The organism is Flavobacterium plurextorum, from assembly GCF_024638035.1.
Lineage (GTDB): Bacteria > Bacteroidota > Bacteroidia > Flavobacteriales > Flavobacteriaceae > Flavobacterium > Flavobacterium plurextorum.
In genome coordinates this window covers 3,212,188-3,231,916 of sequence record NZ_CP100442.1, presented here as the reverse complement: position 1 = coordinate 3,231,916, position 19,729 = coordinate 3,212,188, and the positions used below count along the sequence as shown (strand labels likewise).

Here is a 19,729-nt window from a genome sequence, read left to right as displayed (position 1 = left end):
AGATACCACTACAACATAACTACATCATTGTGTTAAATTTTTAAGTTATACAAATGATTATCAACATTCTAAATGTTAAATAAAATTCGTTGACATAACGTTATGATGTAGTATTGATGTATTAGAATTATATAAAAAATGAGATGGAAAAATATAAGATCTATAAATTTTAAAACCAAATCTTACAGACTTAATAAAAACTTTGACAGGTTTTCCTCTTGAGTAAGACTCAGCTTCTTTCTTAGACGATATCTATGCAATTCTACACCTCTAAAAGAAATGTTCATTAGAGGAGCAATTTCTTTTGAAGAAAGATTCATTTTAAGATAAACACAGAGCTTTATATCTTTTGGAGTTAAATGCGGAAACTTTTTAGAAAGGTTAATAATAAACTCATTGTGAATTTGATTCAAATTTGTTTCAAAAGTCTCCCATTCGTGTTTATTAACCTCATTTATTTTTATCGCCTTTTTGATTTCACTTTTTAGTTTATTGAAATCTTTTTCTGTGTCTAGAATACCTTGAATATTTTCGATCATTTCGCTTTGTTTGGCAATCGACAAAGATTTACCAGCAACTTCAGATGATTTTGTCTGTAATTCAAGCTCTAGAATATGTTTCTCAAATTCTTGAATATTCAGCTCATTCTCTTTCTTAAGTTCCATTTCAAGAATTTCGCGCTGATGTTTTAACTCCTCGGCCTGCAATTTTAATTTTTGTGTATAACGAAGTTTATTCCATTTGTAATAAAAGAATAAAACTGTGGCTATTACCAGTAAATAAAGCAGCACCATCCAAAATGAAAAATACCAAGGCTGCGAAACTTTAAATTCAAAACTTGAAACTTTATCGTAATTAGCACCATCATGTTTAAAAATCATGACAGAATGTGATCCACTGCTTAAGTTGTTTAAAACAACAGAACCATTTGAAATTGGGATGTATTTTTTGTCATTATTTATCTGATAAAATAAATTTGGTTTACTAGCTCCATAAATTCCCGAAATCACATTTATTCTAAGTTCAGTATTGTGTTTTATTTTACTTTCATCTGGAAGAAGTTCTCCATTATTATAAGCTTCAATTCTAACTCCTTTATTTTGCTTATTTTCATATTCTAATTGAAGCGAAATAAATCCATCATCAAGATTTAATAAATAATGATTGTTGCTTCTAAAAATTCTTAGATTTTCATTAATCAACTTTCCTTTATAATATTTTTCTTGAATAATATTCCAGACAAATTTATTCTCATTTGCATATATATGATAGAGAACACCTTCTTGCAGAACAATAAAATGGTTTTTATCTATGGCAACTACATCTGAGATATTTTTAAAATTGGTATTGAACAATTCATTTTCTTCTAATTTATTTGTGATAGAATTAAACGTATACCAAATGTTATTAATTAGAAAAAGTATTTCTCCTCTAAATTCAAAAATCTTAACCCCAAAATCATTTTTTATTTTACTTAGCTGAGTTATGTTTTCAACTTTCTTGGTTTTGAAATTATCATCTAAGAAAACTCTATATAAACCGCGATAATTATCTGCCGCCCAAATTTCATTTTTCTTATTCTGGGCAACATATTTTATAGGTTTTGATAATCCGTCAATTTTCTTGCTTTGGCTAAGATCTAAAATATTGTTATATACTAAAATCCCACTGTAAGTCGATTGAAAATAATTATCGTTAATGATACTTTTTGATAAATTCCAACCTCCATTTACATTATTAATCTTTGTCAAAACGCCATTTTCATAACAAAATGTACCATCGTTATGACCTATAACATATTTACTTCCAATTTTGGTGATATTCCATCCCTGCCCTTGTGTATTAGGCATCATTTTGAAGTTTCCAGAATCAAACTCAAAAATACCATGATTTGAAGCAATTAAATATCCTTTGTCTATAGTAGCGACGGAATAAACAGAGCCTAAGATTCCAGAATTGTCATAAAAAAATGAAATTGGAGAATTTACCTCAACATGAGCAATTCCGTTATCTAAACCAAGCCATAAATCTTCTTCTTTGTCAAAACCAATGCTTAACACTGAGTTATTCATCAAAACATTGTTTCTATCAATGTTTTTAAATGTATTGGTACTAAAATCGTAGATAAACACACCTTTATTACCTGTTCCAACCACAAGTTTATTATTTTTAATAAACTTAGCAACATTAATTCCGTTAGACTTAAATGTTTCATTCAATGGATTATTCCAAGGTTTTAATCCGTCTTTATCCGTAACAAAAACTCCACGCTTTTGAGTAAAAATATAAGTCTTGCCGTTATATTTTTCGATCGCATGCACAACTGTTTTTTTTAAAATCTCCCAGCCTTTTGGAATTGCAATTCGGGAACCATTCATTCGAAAAAGACCTTTCTCGACAGAAGCAACATAAAGGTTATTATCGACTACAAAACAATAGGAAACTAAAAATGGAAATTTTATTCTTTGAATATGTTTTCCATCGTAAATAAAAACATCATTGAAAGATTGAAAATACAATGAACCATTAAACCTGAATATCTTCCAGATTTCTTCATTGTCCTTCTCATCAAATAAGCGAAGATTTTTGGTAATAGAAACGTAATGCATTTTACCATTTTTTCTGTACCAATATCCAAATTCTTTATACGATCCAGAATAAATTCGATCGCCTTCAATCAGAATCGATCGAATTATCGTTTTGTTTGGCAAAGAGTACTTTTCCCAAATGACACCATCATAACGCAGCAGATAATGATTATTTGCAAAATACATTGCCTTATCTTTACCTTGAGCAACGTTCCAGATTTGATTATCACCTTGATAATCTGATTTATTATAATTTTCAACGAAGGGAAGTAATTCTTGTGCTTGAATTTGAAAAGCAATGAAAAAGAAGAATAGTAATTTAAAAAGTTTCGATTTCAAAATATTCGGATTTATACCTCAAAGATACTCACAAATATTTAATCTGAAGCCATAAAAAAAGCTCCCGACAAGGAGCTTTCTTATAATCTTTAATTCAAAATATTTAGTTATTCAGTTCTATAACTAAAGTCAGTATGCCAATTATCAAACATAATGGCGAATAATATTTTGTATCATTCGCAGCAAATTGCGAACTTTTATGTTTTTTAAAGAAGCCAACGTAGTTAAATTCTCCAATTGCTCTTAAAATAAATATCGAAATTATGATCCAAAATCCATATTTGTCTAGCCATAAAGGTAAACTTAACTGTATGAATTCAAATTTTATCAAATATAGAACTCCAAAAAATAAGGTTCCAACCGCCACAACAAAAGTCGAAATTGTGCTAGGTACAAAAAGTGGTGTTTGATCATCTTTTGTAGGAACAACTGCCTTGCTACCCCATTTTCCACCAAAACCCCAATAAAAATGAATTCCCGAAATAATGGCAAAAATTAAAAATAATAATAGCGCAATAATATTCATTTCAAACAATTTAAGAAATTAGTTGTTTAGTAACTGGAAAACCTGATTCGCAATTTCATATTCTTCATCAGTTGGAACTACAAGTATCTTGGCTTTAGCAGTTGGCTTGTTAATTTCTCTAATTTCTTTCGAACGAATTTGATTTTTATCGTCATCAATTTCAATTCCAAAATACTCCATATCCGTACAAACCAGTTTACGCATATATGAAGAGTTTTCGCCAATTCCAGCTGTAAAAATTATAGCATCTAATCCATTTAAAGAAGCTGCATAAGCTCCAATAGTTTTTCTAATTCTATAAGCATTCATTAACAAAGCCAACTGACATTCTTTGTTTCCTTTTTCAGCTTCCGATTCAATATCACGCAAATCGCTGTAACCTGTAAGACCAAGCATTCCGCTTTGTTTCAACAAAATCGAGTTTACTTCATCTGGCGTATATCCTAAATTTTTAACCATATAAAATATTACAGATTGATCAATATCTCCTGCTCTTGTGCCCATTATTAGACCATTTGCAGGCGAAAACCCCATTGTTGTATCAATACTTTTTCCGTCTTTTACAGCCGTCATGCTGCATCCGTTTCCTAAATGTATTGTGATAATTCTAGACTTATTCTCTAAGTAGTTTATTGCCTTTTCAGATACATATTTATGGCTTGTTCCATGAAATCCATACACACGAACTTTGTTCTCTGTTAAAAGATAATTTGGTATCGCATATTTATAAGCTTGAACCGGAATTGTCTGGTGAAATGCAGTATCAAAAACCGCAACTTGTTTGGCTTCAGCAAATATTTCTTCTGCAACATTTATTCCTACCAAATGTGCTGGATTATGAAGCGGAGCTAATTCTGAAAGTTCTTTAATTTTTTCTTTTACTTCTTCGGTAATAATTGTTGTATCAGAAAAATAACTTCCTCCGTGTACAACTCTATGCCCAACCGCAGCAATTTCTGAAGTTGTTTTAATTACTCCTTTCTCAGCATCCAAAAGCATATCTGCCACTTTTTGCAATCCTACTTTATGAGTTGGAATCGGCAATATTTCTTCACGTGAAATTGAAGCTGTTTTAAAAGTAATATTTGATGTTTCTAGACCAATTCTGTCAATCATACCACTGCAAATCACTTCGTTTGCAGGCATAACCATTAATTGATATTTTATAGATGAACTTCCTGAGTTTATTATTAGTATTTTCATTCTTTTTAAGTTTTTGCCGCGAAGGCGCTAAGTCACTAAGTTTTGTTTTTAATCTCGAAGACAGAAAATTTTAATTTTTTATTGTTGAGATTAGCACGCAGATAACTCGGATTTACTTCGTAAAGACAAGGATTAAAACAGATTTTTAATTCTATCAATAATAAAATCCGTCCAAATCTGTGTTTTCGCGTTAGCGAATCAGTTTCATCCGCGTTCTATTTTTAATTTTTAATTGAATTTACATTCCCTGCGCCTGAATTGCTGTAATTACTACTGTATTAATAATATCGTCAACAGTACAACCACGGCTTAAATCGTTTACAGGTTTATTTAATCCTTGCAGCATTGGGCCAATTGCCAACGCTCCTGTTTCTCTCTGTACTGCTTTATAAGTATTATTTCCTGTGTTCAAATCAGGAAAAATTAGCACGCTCGCCTGCCCTGCTACTTCAGAATCTGGCATTTTACTTTTTCCAACAGCGCGGTCAACTGCAGCGTCATACTGAATTGGACCTTCAATTTTTAAATCAGGACGTTTTTGTTTTACAATTTCGGTTGCTGCTCTTACTTTATCTACCTCGTCACCTTTTCCTGATGATCCAGAAGAATAAGAAAGCATGGCAATTTTTGGTTCAATTCCAAAAGCTGAGCTTGATTCTGCCGATGAAATTGCAATTTCAGCCAATTGTTCTGCAGTTGGATTTGGATTAATAGCACAATCGCCAAAAACAGAAACTCGATCTTCTAAACACATAAAAAATACAGATGAAACTACAGACGAATTAGGTTTGGTTTTTATGAATTGTAAAGCTGGCAGAATAGTATGCTGTGTAGTATGTGCCGCACCAGAAACCATTCCGTCTGCGTGGCCTTTATAAACCATCATTGTTCCAAAATACGAAACATCTTCCATTAAATCTCTTGCCATTGTAATACTTACATTCTTTGCTTTTCTAAGCTCATAATAAGTATTAGCATAATCTTCATACAATTCAGATTCTTTTGGATTGATGATATTCACTTTAGAAAAATCAAATGCAATTCCAAGTTCTGCAATTTTACTTTCAATTTGTTTTCTTTCACCAATAATCGAAATATCCACAACATCCATCGACAAAAGTCTCGAAGCTGCAATAATAATTCTCTCATCATTACCTTCAGGCAAAACGATGTGTTTACGATGTTGTCTGGCTCTTTTAACCATGTTGTATTGAAACATTTTTGGCGTCATGCCTTCCGCTTCAAAAGTGATTAATCTTTCAGATAAAGCTTCGTTATCAACGTATTTTTCAAAAGTAGTTATCGACGTTTCAATTTTATGTGTGTTGTTAGCATAGATTTCAGACTTAATGGCACCAATTCTGTTTGTAATGTGATACGTTCCGCCGTCAACTGCTATAATTGGAACAATAGCCGAAAGTCCTTCTATAAGCTTTAAAATGCTTTCTTCTGGAACAATATTACCAGTTAGGATAATCCCAGATATTGTTGGATAATTTGCCGATTCATTAGCCTGTAAAGCTCCTAAAATAATATCAGAGCGATCTCCAGGAGTGATTACAAGAGCATTATCATGTAAATGAACCAAATAATTATGCAATTGCATGGCGCCAACGCTAAAGTGACCAATTTCATTATTTAAATAGTTCCCTCCAAACAAAACTTTAGCATCAAGTTCATTAACAATTTCCTGCATTGTTGGATTGTTTAAACTTGAAATTAACGGAATTGTATTGACTAAGACATTCTCTGGTAAGCTTTTTTGAAGACTTTTAGTTACTAATTCAATATTTTCCGGTTGTACTTTATTAGCAAAAACTGATAAAACCTCAACCTCTTTTACTTTGAACGAATCGTAAACTAAATATAAACTGTCAACCAATTCTTCCAATGTTTTTCCAACTCCTGAACCAATAATTATTGTTGGAATTCCTAAGTTTTTGGCAATTAAAACATTCAAATCTAATTCAATTGAAGTTCCTTCGCCGGTAAAGCTTGTTCCTTCTACCAAAACAAAATCAAAACGTTCTTCGAGTTTTTTATATTTTTCGATAATTAAATCTAAAACCTCTCCTATTTTTCCTTTATTCTTTTTCTTAATCAGTTTGCTTTTTGTGATGGCATAAGCATCTTCAAACTTAATATCGAGGTTAAAATGCGACAAAACGGTTTCAATATGATTATCTAATTCGCCATCGACAAAATCTTCTACAATAGGTCTAAAATACCCTACTTTGGCTGTTTTTCCAATCAAAATACTCATCAAACCGAGTGTAATAATCGATTTTCCGCTATTGTGATCGCTCGTTGCTATATATATTGCTTTACTCATAATTTATATTTTGAAACTTAACGTATCTATTTGAATTCTATATTAATATTAATAAGTTAAAACCAACGCCTTTTCTTGAAGTAAACAATCAAGGCTACTACTAATAAAACCATTGCCGCCATTACACTGTAATAACCGTAACGATATTTAAGTTCTGGCATGTTTTCAAAGTTCATACCGTAAACTCCAACAATAAAAGTAAGCGGTATAAATATGGCAGAAATTATAGTAAGGGTTTTCATAATCTCGTTCATCTTTCGGCTTTGTTCCGAAAAATAAAAGTTAGAAGCACTTTCAAGTGAGCTCATATCTGATTCAATTTGCTCTAAAAGTTCTAAGCTTTTTTGATGCAGTCTGATAAAAAAATTAAAAGTTTCCTTTTGTATCAAACCATTGTCGTCATCGTCTTTAATCGTTTTTAAATAATAAAGCGAATCTCGAAGAGGAACAATTGAACGTTTTAAAAAATTAAAATTATCACGGTGATTTTCAATCTTTTCTAAAATAACAGGATCTGCGCCTTTTTTAGTCAAATTGATCAATTCTTCAATTTTATCTTCTTCATCTTCAATTGTAATGTAGAAATTTTCGATTACAGCATCTAATAATAAATAAAGCAGATAATCTACTTTTTTAGTTCTTACAATTCCAGAATGCGTTCGAAGGCGTTCGCGAATATGCGTAAAGAAGTCGCTTCGCTTCTCTTGAAAAGAAATTAAAATTCCGTCTTTTAAAATAAAACTAAGCTGTTCAACACTTATATTATCTGAATATTCCGAAGGTAAAAGTGATTTTATATTGAAAAACAAAATACCAGGCTGTTCTTCTAATTTGGTTCTTTTTGTAGTGTTTAAAATATCAGCCAATAAATAATCATCAAATTTAAAATGTGCACCTATAGTTTTAAGCAAACCAATGTCATTTAAACCATGAATATTAAGCCAATTATTTTTAGTATAATCAAAGCAAGAATTAAGAGCTAGAACGGTAAACTTGTCATATTCAACAACATCTGTATCGTTATATACAAAAAGCTGCATTTCGGTTTCATGCTCTTTATGCGAGCCTGTATACTCTAAAGTAATATGTTGCAGCTTTCTCCCTTTCTTGTATTTGATCTTTCTCATTCAAAAAAATTTACAATAGTAATATTACGAAAAAGAATCCGAATGAGAAATGACATTTATCATTTTGCTCAGAAAGATTTAACAAAACACATTGCTTTTAAAAAGTACACTTTTTATTATTTTCAGTAATTAAACTTGAATTATACGCATAAAAAAAACCGAGCCATTTCTGACTCGGTTTTCATATTCAATTGCAAAGACACATATAATGCGCCTCTACGGAGTAAATTATTTTACCTCTTCAAAAATAACCATAACTGATTATCAGTACATTGCACTTCAATGGTACAAATATGGAACAAAGTAATTATTTTATTTCACAAAACAACATATTTTTTTCTGAAAGCCAATCATTTTTAGACTTTATTAGAGACAGACTTAATTTCTGAATAAACTAAGTTTTTTTAATTAGAAAGAAATTCTCCCTGATCATCAAAAAGGAAACTGTATCTCCCATTTTTTATGTCTTCTAAAATCTTACTACTACATTCATTATTCTCTATCAGCGCTGAAACATATTAAGTATCTATAAACTAAACTTTTATTTTGCCTACTTAATTTAACAACATATGAGTATGAAAGATTTAGTAGCAAAAATTAATACAGAAATCGAAACATTTAAAACAGAATCAGATCCACTAATTAAAAAATAGTGTAACAATATCAAATATGATTTACTTTTCTTTAACAATTTGCAACTATAAGTATAAAAAATTATTGCTTTGTAAATCCAGTATTACGAAAGACAAAATCTTAAAGAAATAAACCTGTCTACCTGATCTATTTACTTGTTACTATCAACTCGATTATAGCAAGTTTAAATAAGCTCCTAGTGCCTTCTCCTGAGACAAAGTGATTTAAAGTCATCACTAGCATGGGTAAATTCCGTGATTTTTTCTATCAGCAATTCGAGCGATAGCGAACAGGCGAAGCAAATCTCAGAAATACAAAACCAATGGATCATTAAGCCATAATGTCCAAATCAGTGGGTGTTGTAGGGAGTCTGTTTTTTTATTGGCTTGTTATTTTATAGTAATTTCTGATTTACCATTAAATAAATCACGGAAACAAATTAGTATAATACCAATAACGTTAATTGTTGTTGTAGTAATTAAAGTATTTAAAACACTGTCAGATAGACAAAATTTATCATTATTATTTACTAAAATATATGCAACAATAAGTAACCAAATAGAAATTGTAGCTGAAGCCCAATAAGACATTTTAGTTCTTAATCCTGTATTAGCTATAAATCGACTTACTTTTGCGGTTTCTAGACTGTAAGATAGTAACGCAGTTTGTATTTCACCTCTGTTAAAGTCTTCTTGTGTTGGCGGTGTTTCAGGTTGAAGAGGTATTCTTCCCAAATTTTCATCAAAACTACTCATTAAGAGAAGGCGTTAATTTTGATTTATAATGTTCATAAATACTATCATCGCTTAAGATAGAATTACAACCTGGACAGTAAACTTCTTTCCAAGGTGTACCTTCTTGATGGGTTAATGCGCTTAAATAAACACCATCAAATTTACCATAGATGCTCCAAATTTTCTCTAAAAATTTTTCGTCTTCTGATGTAATTTTTTCTCCTAAAGATTGATTCGGTAATTTCTCTTTTACTTTTAAATCTCCAACCCTTTTTAAATTACCATACAAAGATGGAAATACTGGCCCATAGTCCCAAGCTACTGGTTGTTCATTTAGAAGCTTCTTCGCTTTTTCTGTAACCGCTAGATACCAGCCGTAAGCTATATAAGTGAGTTTTAATAATTTCATAGGGGTTAACTCTCCATCTTTGGAATGTTTTTCTATAAAATAATTTGCTACTGTAGTTGGACTGTATGACATATTAATTTTTTTTCTTCTTTCCACAAAGTTACGAAAAATAAGAATGTTAAAAAAACAGGTGTAATTATGTAAAGTATTTAGTTTTTTAATTTTAAAATATCCTCTTCTAATCTTGAAAATAAAGAACTTGATCTTCTGTTGGTCGTAGTTATCTTATTCCAATAACTCATATTTTTCGATTGCGCTTCTGAACTGTGCATCACATTCATCAGTAAAAGAATTTTTATTGCCAATCAATTCTGTAAATTTCTCAAAAATACTTTTGTAAACTATCTGATGAGCTTTATGTCCAATGTTCTCTTCTAAATAAACATCCATTTCAAAATCATTTGAGATAGAGAATTCAAGCATATGTATCAAATCATCTTTAGAGATTTTATCTATTTCAATCCATTGATCAGCTTGATCTTTTTCTTGCTTAAGGAAATAACCCTTGTTATTTTCAATTTTTAAGTATTTCATATGCTTCGGTTCTACGTTTATTATATTCATCATCACCTGCTTCAAGGCAATTCAACATTATTTCAAAATTGTCTAACGATTCTCCTTTTACAGATTTTAAACTTTTGTCTGATGGATGCCCTGAAAAAGTTTTATACACAATTTCGCCATCTACAATTTCTCGTTTAGTACAAGCTACGTAATTTGGTTTGATTGATGCTCCAACTGTACTATTATGTGTAACAATAATTACAGGAATAGATTTTGAAATATCTCTAAGTAAGGCATTAACTTCATTTTTTAGAAAAATGTTATCGAACGATGATTCTGGTTCATCAATTAATAACATTTCATATTTTAATGCGTCATTAATTTCATGCAGTAAATTAAACTCTGATCTTTCACCACCAGAAACGGCAAACCCTAATTTATTTAATGTTTTGTATTCAATATCAACAAAAAATTTATATAGCTCAGTTTCCTCAATGTCCAGACTTTGTAATTCTTTCAAATATTTAAATGGCGAATCATAATTTGAAAAAGCTCCGATTAAAGAAATCTGTCGTTTGCAAACTTTTTTTAGATGGGTAGCACTTGAAAACCTTTTAGCAGAAGCAACAATTTTAAATCCTCTAATTTCTTTTCTATCAATTTCTTTTTCTTCTTTGAGAGAGTTTACAATTCTATTGAATTTTTTTACTTTTTCTTTTTCAGTTAATACTCTGTAAAAATCCACTTCTTCTGGTACAATAGATGAAGTTCTAAAACGTAATTCATCCTTGATTTTCGAAATAAGATTATTGACCCAATCTTTTTTTAAATTTTGTTCTTCGTTCTTTAGATATTCTTTCATTAAATCTATTTCTAACGACTCTAATAATTTTTCGCTTACATGCTTATTTATTATTTGTTTGTATTCTATGTTATCTTTTAGAGCCTTCGCTGATGAAATTAAATTCTTTAATCCAACTAAGTCCTTTTTAGAAAATAAGTTTTCGCTAAACAATTTAGTGTTCGAATACGCATCTGCTTTTTCATTATCCGAGGCAAATTTTAAAAGTGAGCTTAAATATTTTTCAACATCAATTTCATTTTGTTTTTCATCAATATTCTTAACTGAATCTACAACAAATTTAAATTCAGTTAGAAATTCTTCCGATAAAGTACTATGTCGTCGCGAAAGCAATTCTTCAAATTTTTGTTCGTCATTCTGCAATAGTGAAAACTGTTCAATAAATTTTACATTTTCATGATTGTTGTATATTTTCTCAAGTGTTACAGTCTTGCCCGTCGAACGTTCTCCTAGAATAACATTTAGCCCAGTTGACAACAATAATCCATCGTCAGTCGCTTGGAAAAAGTCATTTCCTTCTTCTTTTGTTAAGAAAACTTTTTGTTTATCAGTTAAACACGACTTGATTCCGGTTAAAGTTATTTCTTCCAGGTCGACATACGTTTGTTGTGTTGAAAAATTAGCTAGACTAGAAAAATATCTAGAATCACTGAAAATGACTGGAACTAAACTTTCACGGTCTTTAATACAACTTCTAAATTTTTTATAACTTGATACTTCTCCGGCGCTAATAAGAGTTTTTATTTGCGTAATAATTTCAGGCCTTACAATTGGACCTTTTTGATAATGAGGAATGAGCAAGTATTTATCCAGAGAGGTAAAAATTTCATTAAATTGATCGAGAGTTATTGAATCGTCCTTAGTTTTAATTAATGCAGTTATACGATCACATTTCTTTGCAAAATCATTAATTTCAGATAAATCTTTGTTATCAGCAATTAACAGTAAATGACCTCTCTCTAAATCAATCTCAATTCCTGGAAAAACTGTTATACCAAGTTCTTTGACAATTTCATTATACTGTTTGAAATCAAAGACATTATGATTTGTTATCGCAATTGCGTCAATTTCTAATTTTTGAGAATACTCTTTCAACTTTGCAAGATCAAAGTCAAATGGTTTATCGCTTACTGTCGCTACTGTATGAATATGCAAGTCAATTTTCTTCATAGTTCAAATATTGATATAATTACCGCCAACCTTCTGACATTAGAGTATCTTTGGGATTTAAATAAGCCCATTATTCTGATTTACTACCGATTTATAGCGAAAAAGCGCTCAAAGCGATCGATGATAGGCAAAGGCAATTGTCCAAAAAAACAACTTCTTATTAAGTCAATTGCCCAAATCTGTTGTAGCTTTTCTGTGCTTTTATTTATCTAGGCAATCTTCAAATTTTCTTGTTTTTGCTTTTTGCTACTGTCTTTTTCTGCTAATATTTTATTAAATATTTCTTGGTGTTTTTCTTGATTGTTAATTACTTTGACTAACTCTAAAATTGATTCAGATGAAAAATAAACTTTGGATTTTTTAGATAAACTATCAATTGTTTCAATCCAAATTAATTGTTTACAATCAGGATTTATAGTTTTTTCATCGGGATTATCTACTTTAAATTCTGCAATAGTTGCCCATTTTAAGTAGCAAATTAAGATTTTTATTTGTGCTGTTGTTATTTTATAATTCGCTTTTTGTTGAACAGCTTTAACCAAATTGCTTAAAATTATATGGTCTCTGTTATCTTGAAATTCACCAACTATTTTATACAATGGTTTTCCTTCATTTGTTGTTATCTTTCCAACTTCTCCAGCAGTTATTGCATTTAAAATAATATTAAAAACTCCGTTATTAGTTTTATCAATTTCGATATCGCTTCCAGATAATACATTGTCTTTACTGTTAAATCCGTAAACTTTATTCTGCATTGGATTCAAAATTAAAACTTCTCTAGGATTTATATCCACCATTTCAGGAAGTAGTTTTGACCAGATTTCCATAAATTCTTTACTTTTTTCACCTGCTTTCATCTGCAGAAATCTATTGAAGCTTGCAGTTGATTGATTAGCGTGCTCATTTTTACTTGCGCCACGATAGTAAATTGCACCATTTAAAATTTTGTAATCGGGATAATTATCTTTTGGCACTAATATGTTATTACTTTTTTCAATTATTAAATAATAAAATTTTCTTGATACAAGTTGAAACATTTGTAAGTCCAATGAAACACCAACATTCGTAATTTTAACAAATTGTTGAGTAACTTCACTTAAATCAATGTTTGTCAATAAATTTATATTTGGTATATCAAGTCCAGTATCATTATAAACTCCACTTGTAGTTTCATTTATTCCAATCAGAATTATTCCGCCATCTGCATTGGAAAAAGAAAGTATATCTTTCGCAAAATTCATCAAAAAATTTTCAACAGGAGTTTTTGATGACGTTATATTTAACTTAAGTTTATAATCAATAATATTGTTTTCCTTCGGATAAATACCATTATCTTTTATATCTGATATTATTAAATTAACTCTATTCTCAAATTCTAATAAGTTCATATTCAGATTTTTATTTATTAAAAGCATTTTCTTTTAGGTCTGTGTAGCTCGAAAATAGCACAACTCGTTTATTCTTGCAATAGAATGTCTAATTACCGCATATTTTCAGTTGGCTTTATGCCATTTTTAATCTTTTAATACCAAACTTACTGAACCTCTTATACTTTCATTACGGTTTTCCATAAATATCCTTAGAGATGACAAATTAGCTTTTTAATAAGTAAATAAACCCCGTATAAATACGTGTTTTTGTAATTTCAATCAAATAAAAAAAGATGCCACTGGCATCTTTTTTTATTTCTTTTTTTCTGAATTATTTGTAGAATCTAACTCTTTGTAATATTTATCGAAATCAAAATCAATATTAAATAGTTCACTGGGATGAATTCTAAGTCCTTTGGCAAGTTCAATCAAACTTGAAAGTTGGCAATCAATTCGATTATTAGCTATATTACTAATCTTTCCACTGTGAATTTCACATTTAGATGCGATTTTAGTATATGCTATATCACCCTTTAATGACTTTACTTTCTGTGCAATCAGTTCTTTAATTTCTTTTGTTTTATTTTCGTTCTTCATTGCGATCTTTTACTGCAATTTGAATAAAACTTGAAAAAATAACGTTACCGAATTCGGTAATATAAATAAAATAATTATCTTTGTCAGAAGATTACAATCAAAAGTGTAATTTTGCGATTCTTCATATAAAATATTTGAAGCATTCGCTTAGAATCTCGTTTCAGAAAACTGGTAATTTTTAACACACGAGAAGATAAGTACGATGCTCACGTCATTGGCGTGGGCTCACTTATTCGTGTGTAGGGTATACCAGTACCTCTGAAACGTTTATGCTGAGTTCCATGCCTTTTTTTTGACCATACGTCAGGCACTATTCCGCTCCCATTCTTAGCAAACGCCAATCTTTTTTTAAGTTTCGTAATCATCAACAAATGTGGAATTAGTTAGTTGAGAAACACACTGCCCAAACCTAGCTGCAATATGGAGAAGCAGTGTGGCTTCTCAATCAGTAAACTTTTAAACTTAAATGCCAATGAAATAAATTAACTAGTATATAAATTGAAGGTTTAATATTCTTTCTATAATATAAAAAATGGCCCTCTACTGTAGCGACTAACTGACGTAGAGGACCGTAGCTAATCAAATCATATTTAACTAACCAATCCCGAAATTATGAATAATTTTTCATTTTCCAAGGGTGGAACAGATATCTATTGCCTAATTTTTCTAGGTTTTCTTATGTCTTTTTCGCCACTGTCTGCCAAAAGTCACTCTCGGCAAGGCAAATTATCTCCACAACAACATAAGCTTCAAGGCACTGTCAACGACGGTACTAATCCCTTACCTGGCGTAACCATTTCTATTAAAAACAAAAAAAACAATGCAGTAATTTCCGATTACAGCGGTCAGTTCTCACTCTCCTGCTCTCCCTATGACACACTGGTCGTGTCTTTTATAGGATTTAAAACTGCACTTGTTCCTATTCAAGGGCGTTCAGTTGTAAAAATTATACTTTTTGAAGACACCACAACACTACAGGAAGTACGTGTAAACGCAGGCTATTACTATGTAAAAGACAAAGAACGAACAGGAAGTATCTCCAGAATTACATCCAAAGATATAGCAACACAGCCTATAACGAATGTTGTAGGTACTATGCAGGGCCGAATGGCCGGTGTAAATGTAGTTCAGGAAAGCGGTATTGCAGGCGGCGGTTTTCAAATTAATATCCGGGGACTTAATAGTCTTAGAACCGGTGCAAATTCACCATTTTACCTCATCGATGGCGTTCCCTACTCCAGTGATCCTATCAGCGACCGACAGACTTCTACTTCAATTCCCGGTGACGGAAATCCTTTAGCCAGCATTAACCCAAATGATATTGAGAGCATTGAGGTGCTTAAAGATGCTGATGCAACTGCAATCTACGGTTCAAGAGGTGCGAACGGAGTAGTTTTGATAACCACAAAAAAAGGAAAAACAGGAAAAACCACTTTCAACATTGACACTAACCATTCATTTGGTAAAGTAACAAAAATGATGAAAATGATGAACACTGACCAATATCTTAATATGCGCAGGGAAGCATTTGCTAATGACGGAATTACAACATACCCTGCTAATGCCTATGATGTGAACGGAACATGGTATCAGAACCGTTACACCGATTGGCAAAAAGAGCTTATTGGCGGGACGGCTGAAACATTTTTCATCCAAGCCACTGCAAGCGGTGGTACTGAACAATCACGATACCTCTTTAGCGGGAATTACAGAACCGAAAGCAGTGTTTATCCCGGCGATTTTTTATATAAAAAAGGCGGCGGCCGATTTAGTTTTAATCATAAGTCAGTAGACAATCGCTTCATTTTTAATTTTTCAGCAAGTTATATGGTACAAGACAATGATCTTCCGTGGATAGATTTTGTAACCTTATCACGTCAGCTTGCACCGAACGCTCCAAATTTATACGACCAATATGGAAACTTGAACTGGGAAAACAATACTTGGGAGAATCCCCTAGCAAATCTAGAAAGCAAAAGTTTAGCAAACACAACGGATTTGATCGCGAATTCTGTTATTTCTTATAAAATAATTGACAACCTGTTAATTAAGTCCAATTTTGGATTTACAGACTTAAAGAATATTGACAGTCGCTCACTTCCTTCCACAATGTATAATCCCTCATTTAATCTTACCAGTCAGCAATCATCAATTTATCAAAATCAGTTTAACAGAAACTCATGGATTGTTGAACCGCAGCTAAACTGGAATAAAACTTTTGGACACTCTTCATTAGACATTCTTGCAGGTGCAACATATCAAAATCAAAAAAGCGAGAAATTAGCATTTCTCTCCAGCGGATTTTCAAACAACAGTCTGCTTTATAACAGTTCATCAGCATCTCAGACCGTTATTCTGAATAACGATGAAATCATCTATAAATATCAAGCCTTTTTTGGGCGTTTAAACTACACCTATGACAGCAAATATATAATTAATCTGACTGCCAGAAGGGACGGTTCAAGCCGATTTGGTCCTGGTAAACAGTTTTCAACTTTTGGAGCAGCAGGGCTTGCATGGATATTCTCAAATGAATCATTTGTAAAAGATAAAGTTAATTTTTTAAGTTTTGGAAAATTGCGCACAAGTTATGGAACAACTGGAAGTGACCAGATTGGAGACTATCAATTTCTAGATACCTACGCAAGTTCCAACTTAAATTACGGGGGCGTCATTGGCCTGCTTCCTGCCCGTTTATACAACCCTGATTTTAGCTGGGAAACAAATAAGAAGTGGGAAGGTTCCTTGGAACTGGGTTTTCTACGCGACAGAATTTTTCTAACAACCTCTTACTATAAAAACCGGTCTTCTAACCAACTGGTTGGCTTACCTCTTCCCGGAACTACCGGATTTGCCTCAATTCAGCAGAACCTTAATGCAGAAGTGGAAAATTACGGACTCGAAATAACCTTACGTATAAATCCCTTTAAGACCAAAAATTTCACATGGACGACTGACTTCAATATAACTAAAGCAGGTAATAAACTTCTGTCATTTCCCGGTTTAGAAAACTCAAGTTATAGAAGTCAATTTGTAGTGGGCCAGCCAACTACAATTCGAAAATTATTTAACTTCAAATCCGTTGATCCCCAAACAGGTCTTTATCAATTTGAAGATGTAAACGGTGATGGAATCATTTCCTATGAATATGATCGCGAAACAGTTAGAGATTTCAATCCTGAATTTTACGGAGGATTGAACAATCAGCTCACCTTTAAAGGACTGCAGCTGGACTTTCTTTTTCAATTTGTGAAACAAGAGAACTTTAATTTTGCTAATACCCAGCGCTCGGCAGGACATTTCGCCAATAAACCAACTGAATACGTTGACAGCTGGAGTCAGCCCGGGGATATAGCGCCCTATCAGAGATATGCAACAAACACAAATCAATTAGCCTCACAGCGTAGTGAATTCTTCAGTTTAAGTACGGGGGCTGTAAGTGATGCATCATTTATAAGGCTTAAAAATGTCTCGCTATCTTACAATTTCCCTAAAGAGTTAACACCTAATATGGGCTGCCGTCTATCATTTCAGGCACAAAATCTTTTTACAATAACTTCTTATAAAGGAGCAGATCCTGAATTTACACTAGGGGGTACATTACCGCCTCTGCGGATTTATTCTCTTGGAATGCAGTTTACATTTTAATATCAAAAGCAGTTACTTATGAAAAAATATTTTTTTAAGAAAGTTTACTATATAAAGTTAATAATCTGTGGATTATTAACCATTAGTTATAGTTGTGACAATTTTGTCGAAATAGAACAGCCTAATTCACAATTGATCACTGAGTCCGTCTATAGGGATGCTGCTACGGCAAACGCTGCTATGACTGATATTTATGCGCAGATGCGAGAACAGGGTTTAATTACTGGAAAAATTAATGGCCTTTCCTGTCTTTTGGGAACTTATGCAGACGAGCTCATTTCATTTGAAGATGGAATTTATACAACAGCACCTTTTTATTCCAATACATTATCCCCATCAATGACATACATTTCAAATATATGGAACAGGACATACAGCCAGATATATGCAGTAAATGCAGTAATAGAAGGAGTTGAAAATTCAACTGCACTATCACAAGATGTAAAAAAACAATTAAAGGGAGAAGCTTTATTTCTCCGCGGCTTTCTGCACTTCCATCTTGTTAATCTATATGGTGATGTGCCTTACATTACTACAACAGACTATAATAAAAATAAAAATGCAGTGAGAATAAACAGCACCGAAGTAAATCAAAAAGTAATTAACGACTTGAAAGATGCTGCGAGTTTACTTGGAAAAGCATACATCCAATCGGACAGAATCCGTCCAAATCGTTCAGCAGTTCAGTCAGTACTGGCAAGAGTTTATTTGTATAACAATAATTACGAGGAAGCTCAAACAATGGCGTCGGCTGTTTTAAATGAAAAATCGTTGTATAGTATTGGTCCTAATCTCAATACTGTATTTTTAAAAGACAGCCCGGCCACAATATGGCAGTTATCAGCCGGTCCAAATGGTGCCAATACCTATCAAGGTGCTACCTTTATTTTTCAGGCGGGTCCGCCTTCCAGGGTTTCGCTTACTGAAAGTTTAATTACTCAGTTTGAAACAAATGATTTAAGAAAAACTTCATGGATAAAAACCGTTACAAATGGAACCAACAAATGGTACCATCCTTTTAAATACAAACAAAACAACAATACTGCTGTCACTCAGGAAAATTCTGTAGTACTGAGACTTGAAGAACAATACTTGATCCGGGCTGAAGCCAGAGCCATGCAAGGAGAGCTAAACGGCGCAGTTGAAGATTTAAATGTAATCCGCAATCGTGCCGGATTATCAGGAACTACGGCAGTTTCTCATAATGATATACTGAAAGCTATAGAACATGAAAGAAGAGTTGAATTATTCAGCGAATTCGGGCATCGTTTTTTTGACCTAAAAAGATGGAATCAGTTAGAGAATGTTTTGGGTACAAAAACCGGATGGAACACAACAGATTCACTTTGGCCACTTCCCTTGTCCGAAATGAACTCAAATCCATTTTTAACTCCTCAAAATCCCGGATATTAAAATGAGTCTATTTTTCAATACAAAAAAGATTTTTTGCTGCATTTACAACTTTAGAGTTTTAAATCTTATTTTATTACTATTCGCTTATACCTTAAGCGGTCAGGTAAAATTAAAAAAGAATATAACAGTTTCTGATTACAGTAAGTGGGGCACTTTGATGAATCAATCACTTTCAAAAAAAGGAAATTGGGCTTCTTACTGCATGAAGTATGACGACTTCCCAGACACACTTTTCGTGAAAAGCGTCGAAAATAAAATCAGCTTTCAATTCCCT

13 protein-coding genes are annotated in these 19,729 nt (G+C 32.0%); 2 read left to right on the top strand and 11 right to left on the bottom strand.

Annotated elements, in window-relative coordinates; genetic code table 11:
- Nucleotides 1-182 precede the first annotated feature (182 nt).
- The 11 genes from NLG42_RS14465 to NLG42_RS14415 all read right to left on the bottom strand — a co-directional run bounded on the left by NLG42_RS14465 (nucleotide 183) and on the right by NLG42_RS14415 (nucleotide 14,394).
- On the bottom strand, nucleotides 183-2,927 hold the full coding sequence (locus NLG42_RS14465; protein ID WP_257681396.1) for a helix-turn-helix and ligand-binding sensor domain-containing protein: 2,745 nt from the start codon (nucleotides 2,925-2,927) through the stop codon (nucleotides 183-185).
- Nucleotides 2,928-3,030: 103 nt separating this feature from the next.
- On the bottom strand, nucleotides 3,031-3,453 hold the full coding sequence (locus tag NLG42_RS14460) for a DUF3995 domain-containing protein (RefSeq protein WP_257681395.1): 423 nt from the start codon (nucleotides 3,451-3,453) through the stop codon (nucleotides 3,031-3,033).
- An 18-nt stretch (nucleotides 3,454-3,471) separates the two neighbouring features.
- On the bottom strand, nucleotides 3,472-4,656 hold the full coding sequence (locus NLG42_RS14455) for an acetate/propionate family kinase (protein ID WP_257681394.1): 1,185 nt from the start codon (nucleotides 4,654-4,656) through the stop codon (nucleotides 3,472-3,474).
- Nucleotides 4,657-4,894: 238 nt separating this feature from the next.
- Nucleotides 4,895-6,988 (bottom strand): phosphate acetyltransferase, encoded by a 2,094-nt coding sequence (pta, locus tag NLG42_RS14450; protein WP_089058115.1) that lies wholly within the window; start codon nucleotides 6,986-6,988, stop codon nucleotides 4,895-4,897.
- Nucleotides 6,989-7,044: 56 nt separating this feature from the next.
- Nucleotides 7,045-8,115, bottom strand: a complete 1,071-nt coding sequence (gene corA / locus NLG42_RS14445) for a magnesium/cobalt transporter CorA (protein ID WP_089058116.1) — start codon at nucleotides 8,113-8,115, stop codon at nucleotides 7,045-7,047.
- Between the two features lie 1,022 nt (nucleotides 8,116-9,137).
- On the bottom strand, nucleotides 9,138-9,503 hold the full coding sequence (locus tag NLG42_RS14440; protein WP_257681393.1) for a hypothetical protein: 366 nt from the start codon (nucleotides 9,501-9,503) through the stop codon (nucleotides 9,138-9,140).
- A complete protein-coding gene (locus tag NLG42_RS14435; RefSeq protein WP_257681392.1) occupies nucleotides 9,496-9,963 on the bottom strand; it encodes a Panacea domain-containing protein in 468 nt (155 codons plus the stop codon). Before NLG42_RS14435 ends, NLG42_RS14440 begins: the two co-directional genes overlap by 8 nt.
- A gap of 153 nt (nucleotides 9,964-10,116) precedes the next feature.
- Nucleotides 10,117-10,425, bottom strand: coding sequence for a hypothetical protein (locus NLG42_RS14430; RefSeq protein ID WP_257681391.1), 309 nt, complete (start codon nucleotides 10,423-10,425; stop codon nucleotides 10,117-10,119).
- A complete protein-coding gene (locus tag NLG42_RS14425; RefSeq protein WP_257681390.1) occupies nucleotides 10,406-12,427 on the bottom strand; it encodes a PHP domain-containing protein in 2,022 nt (673 codons plus the stop codon). The genes NLG42_RS14430 and NLG42_RS14425 overlap by 20 nt, the downstream gene beginning before the upstream one ends.
- 209 nt (nucleotides 12,428-12,636) lie before the next feature.
- The gene (locus tag NLG42_RS14420) at nucleotides 12,637-13,815 is read right to left on the bottom strand and encodes an ATP-binding protein (RefSeq protein ID WP_257681389.1); all 1,179 of its coding nucleotides are present in this window, start codon (nucleotides 13,813-13,815) and stop codon (nucleotides 12,637-12,639) included.
- 294 nt (nucleotides 13,816-14,109) lie between these two features.
- Nucleotides 14,110-14,394 (bottom strand): hypothetical protein, encoded by a 285-nt coding sequence (locus NLG42_RS14415; protein WP_257681388.1) that lies wholly within the window; start codon nucleotides 14,392-14,394, stop codon nucleotides 14,110-14,112.
- A 612-nt stretch (nucleotides 14,395-15,006) separates the two neighbouring features.
- Here NLG42_RS14415 and NLG42_RS14410 point away from each other — a divergent pair.
- Entirely contained in the window at nucleotides 15,007-18,042 is a 3,036-nt protein-coding gene (locus NLG42_RS14410; protein WP_257681387.1) for a SusC/RagA family TonB-linked outer membrane protein, read from the top strand.
- Nucleotides 18,043-18,060: 18 nt separating this feature from the next.
- A complete protein-coding gene (locus tag NLG42_RS14405) occupies nucleotides 18,061-19,455 on the top strand; it encodes a RagB/SusD family nutrient uptake outer membrane protein (protein ID WP_257681386.1) in 1,395 nt (464 codons plus the stop codon).
- The last annotated feature ends 274 nt before the right edge of the window (nucleotides 19,456-19,729 follow it).

What these genes read in the sequence shown, in the direction of transcription:
- NLG42_RS14460 (WP_257681395.1), bottom strand. Translation starts at nt 3,453, where the DNA reads ATGAATATTATTGCGCTATTATTATTTTTAATTTTTGCCATTATTTCG.
- NLG42_RS14455 (WP_257681394.1), bottom strand. Translation starts at nt 4,656, where the DNA reads ATGAAAATACTAATAATAAACTCAGGAAGTTCATCTATAAAATATCAA.
- pta (WP_089058115.1), bottom strand. Translation starts at nt 6,988, where the DNA reads ATGAGTAAAGCAATATATATAGCAACGAGCGATCACAATAGCGGAAAA.
- corA (WP_089058116.1), bottom strand. Translation starts at nt 8,115, where the DNA reads ATGAGAAAGATCAAATACAAGAAAGGGAGAAAGCTGCAACATATTACT.
- NLG42_RS14440 (WP_257681393.1), bottom strand. Translation starts at nt 9,503, where the DNA reads ATGAGTAGTTTTGATGAAAATTTGGGAAGAATACCTCTTCAACCTGAA.
- NLG42_RS14435 (WP_257681392.1), bottom strand. Translation starts at nt 9,963, where the DNA reads ATGTCATACAGTCCAACTACAGTAGCAAATTATTTTATAGAAAAACAT.
- NLG42_RS14430 (WP_257681391.1), bottom strand. Translation starts at nt 10,425, where the DNA reads ATGAAATACTTAAAAATTGAAAATAACAAGGGTTATTTCCTTAAGCAA.
- NLG42_RS14425 (WP_257681390.1), bottom strand. Translation starts at nt 12,427, where the DNA reads ATGAAGAAAATTGACTTGCATATTCATACAGTAGCGACAGTAAGCGAT.
- NLG42_RS14420 (WP_257681389.1), bottom strand. Translation starts at nt 13,815, where the DNA reads ATGAACTTATTAGAATTTGAGAATAGAGTTAATTTAATAATATCAGAT.
- NLG42_RS14415 (WP_257681388.1), bottom strand. Translation starts at nt 14,394, where the DNA reads ATGAAGAACGAAAATAAAACAAAAGAAATTAAAGAACTGATTGCACAG.
- NLG42_RS14410 (WP_257681387.1), top strand. Translation starts at nt 15,007, where the DNA reads ATGAATAATTTTTCATTTTCCAAGGGTGGAACAGATATCTATTGCCTA.
- NLG42_RS14405 (WP_257681386.1), top strand. Translation starts at nt 18,061, where the DNA reads ATGAAAAAATATTTTTTTAAGAAAGTTTACTATATAAAGTTAATAATC.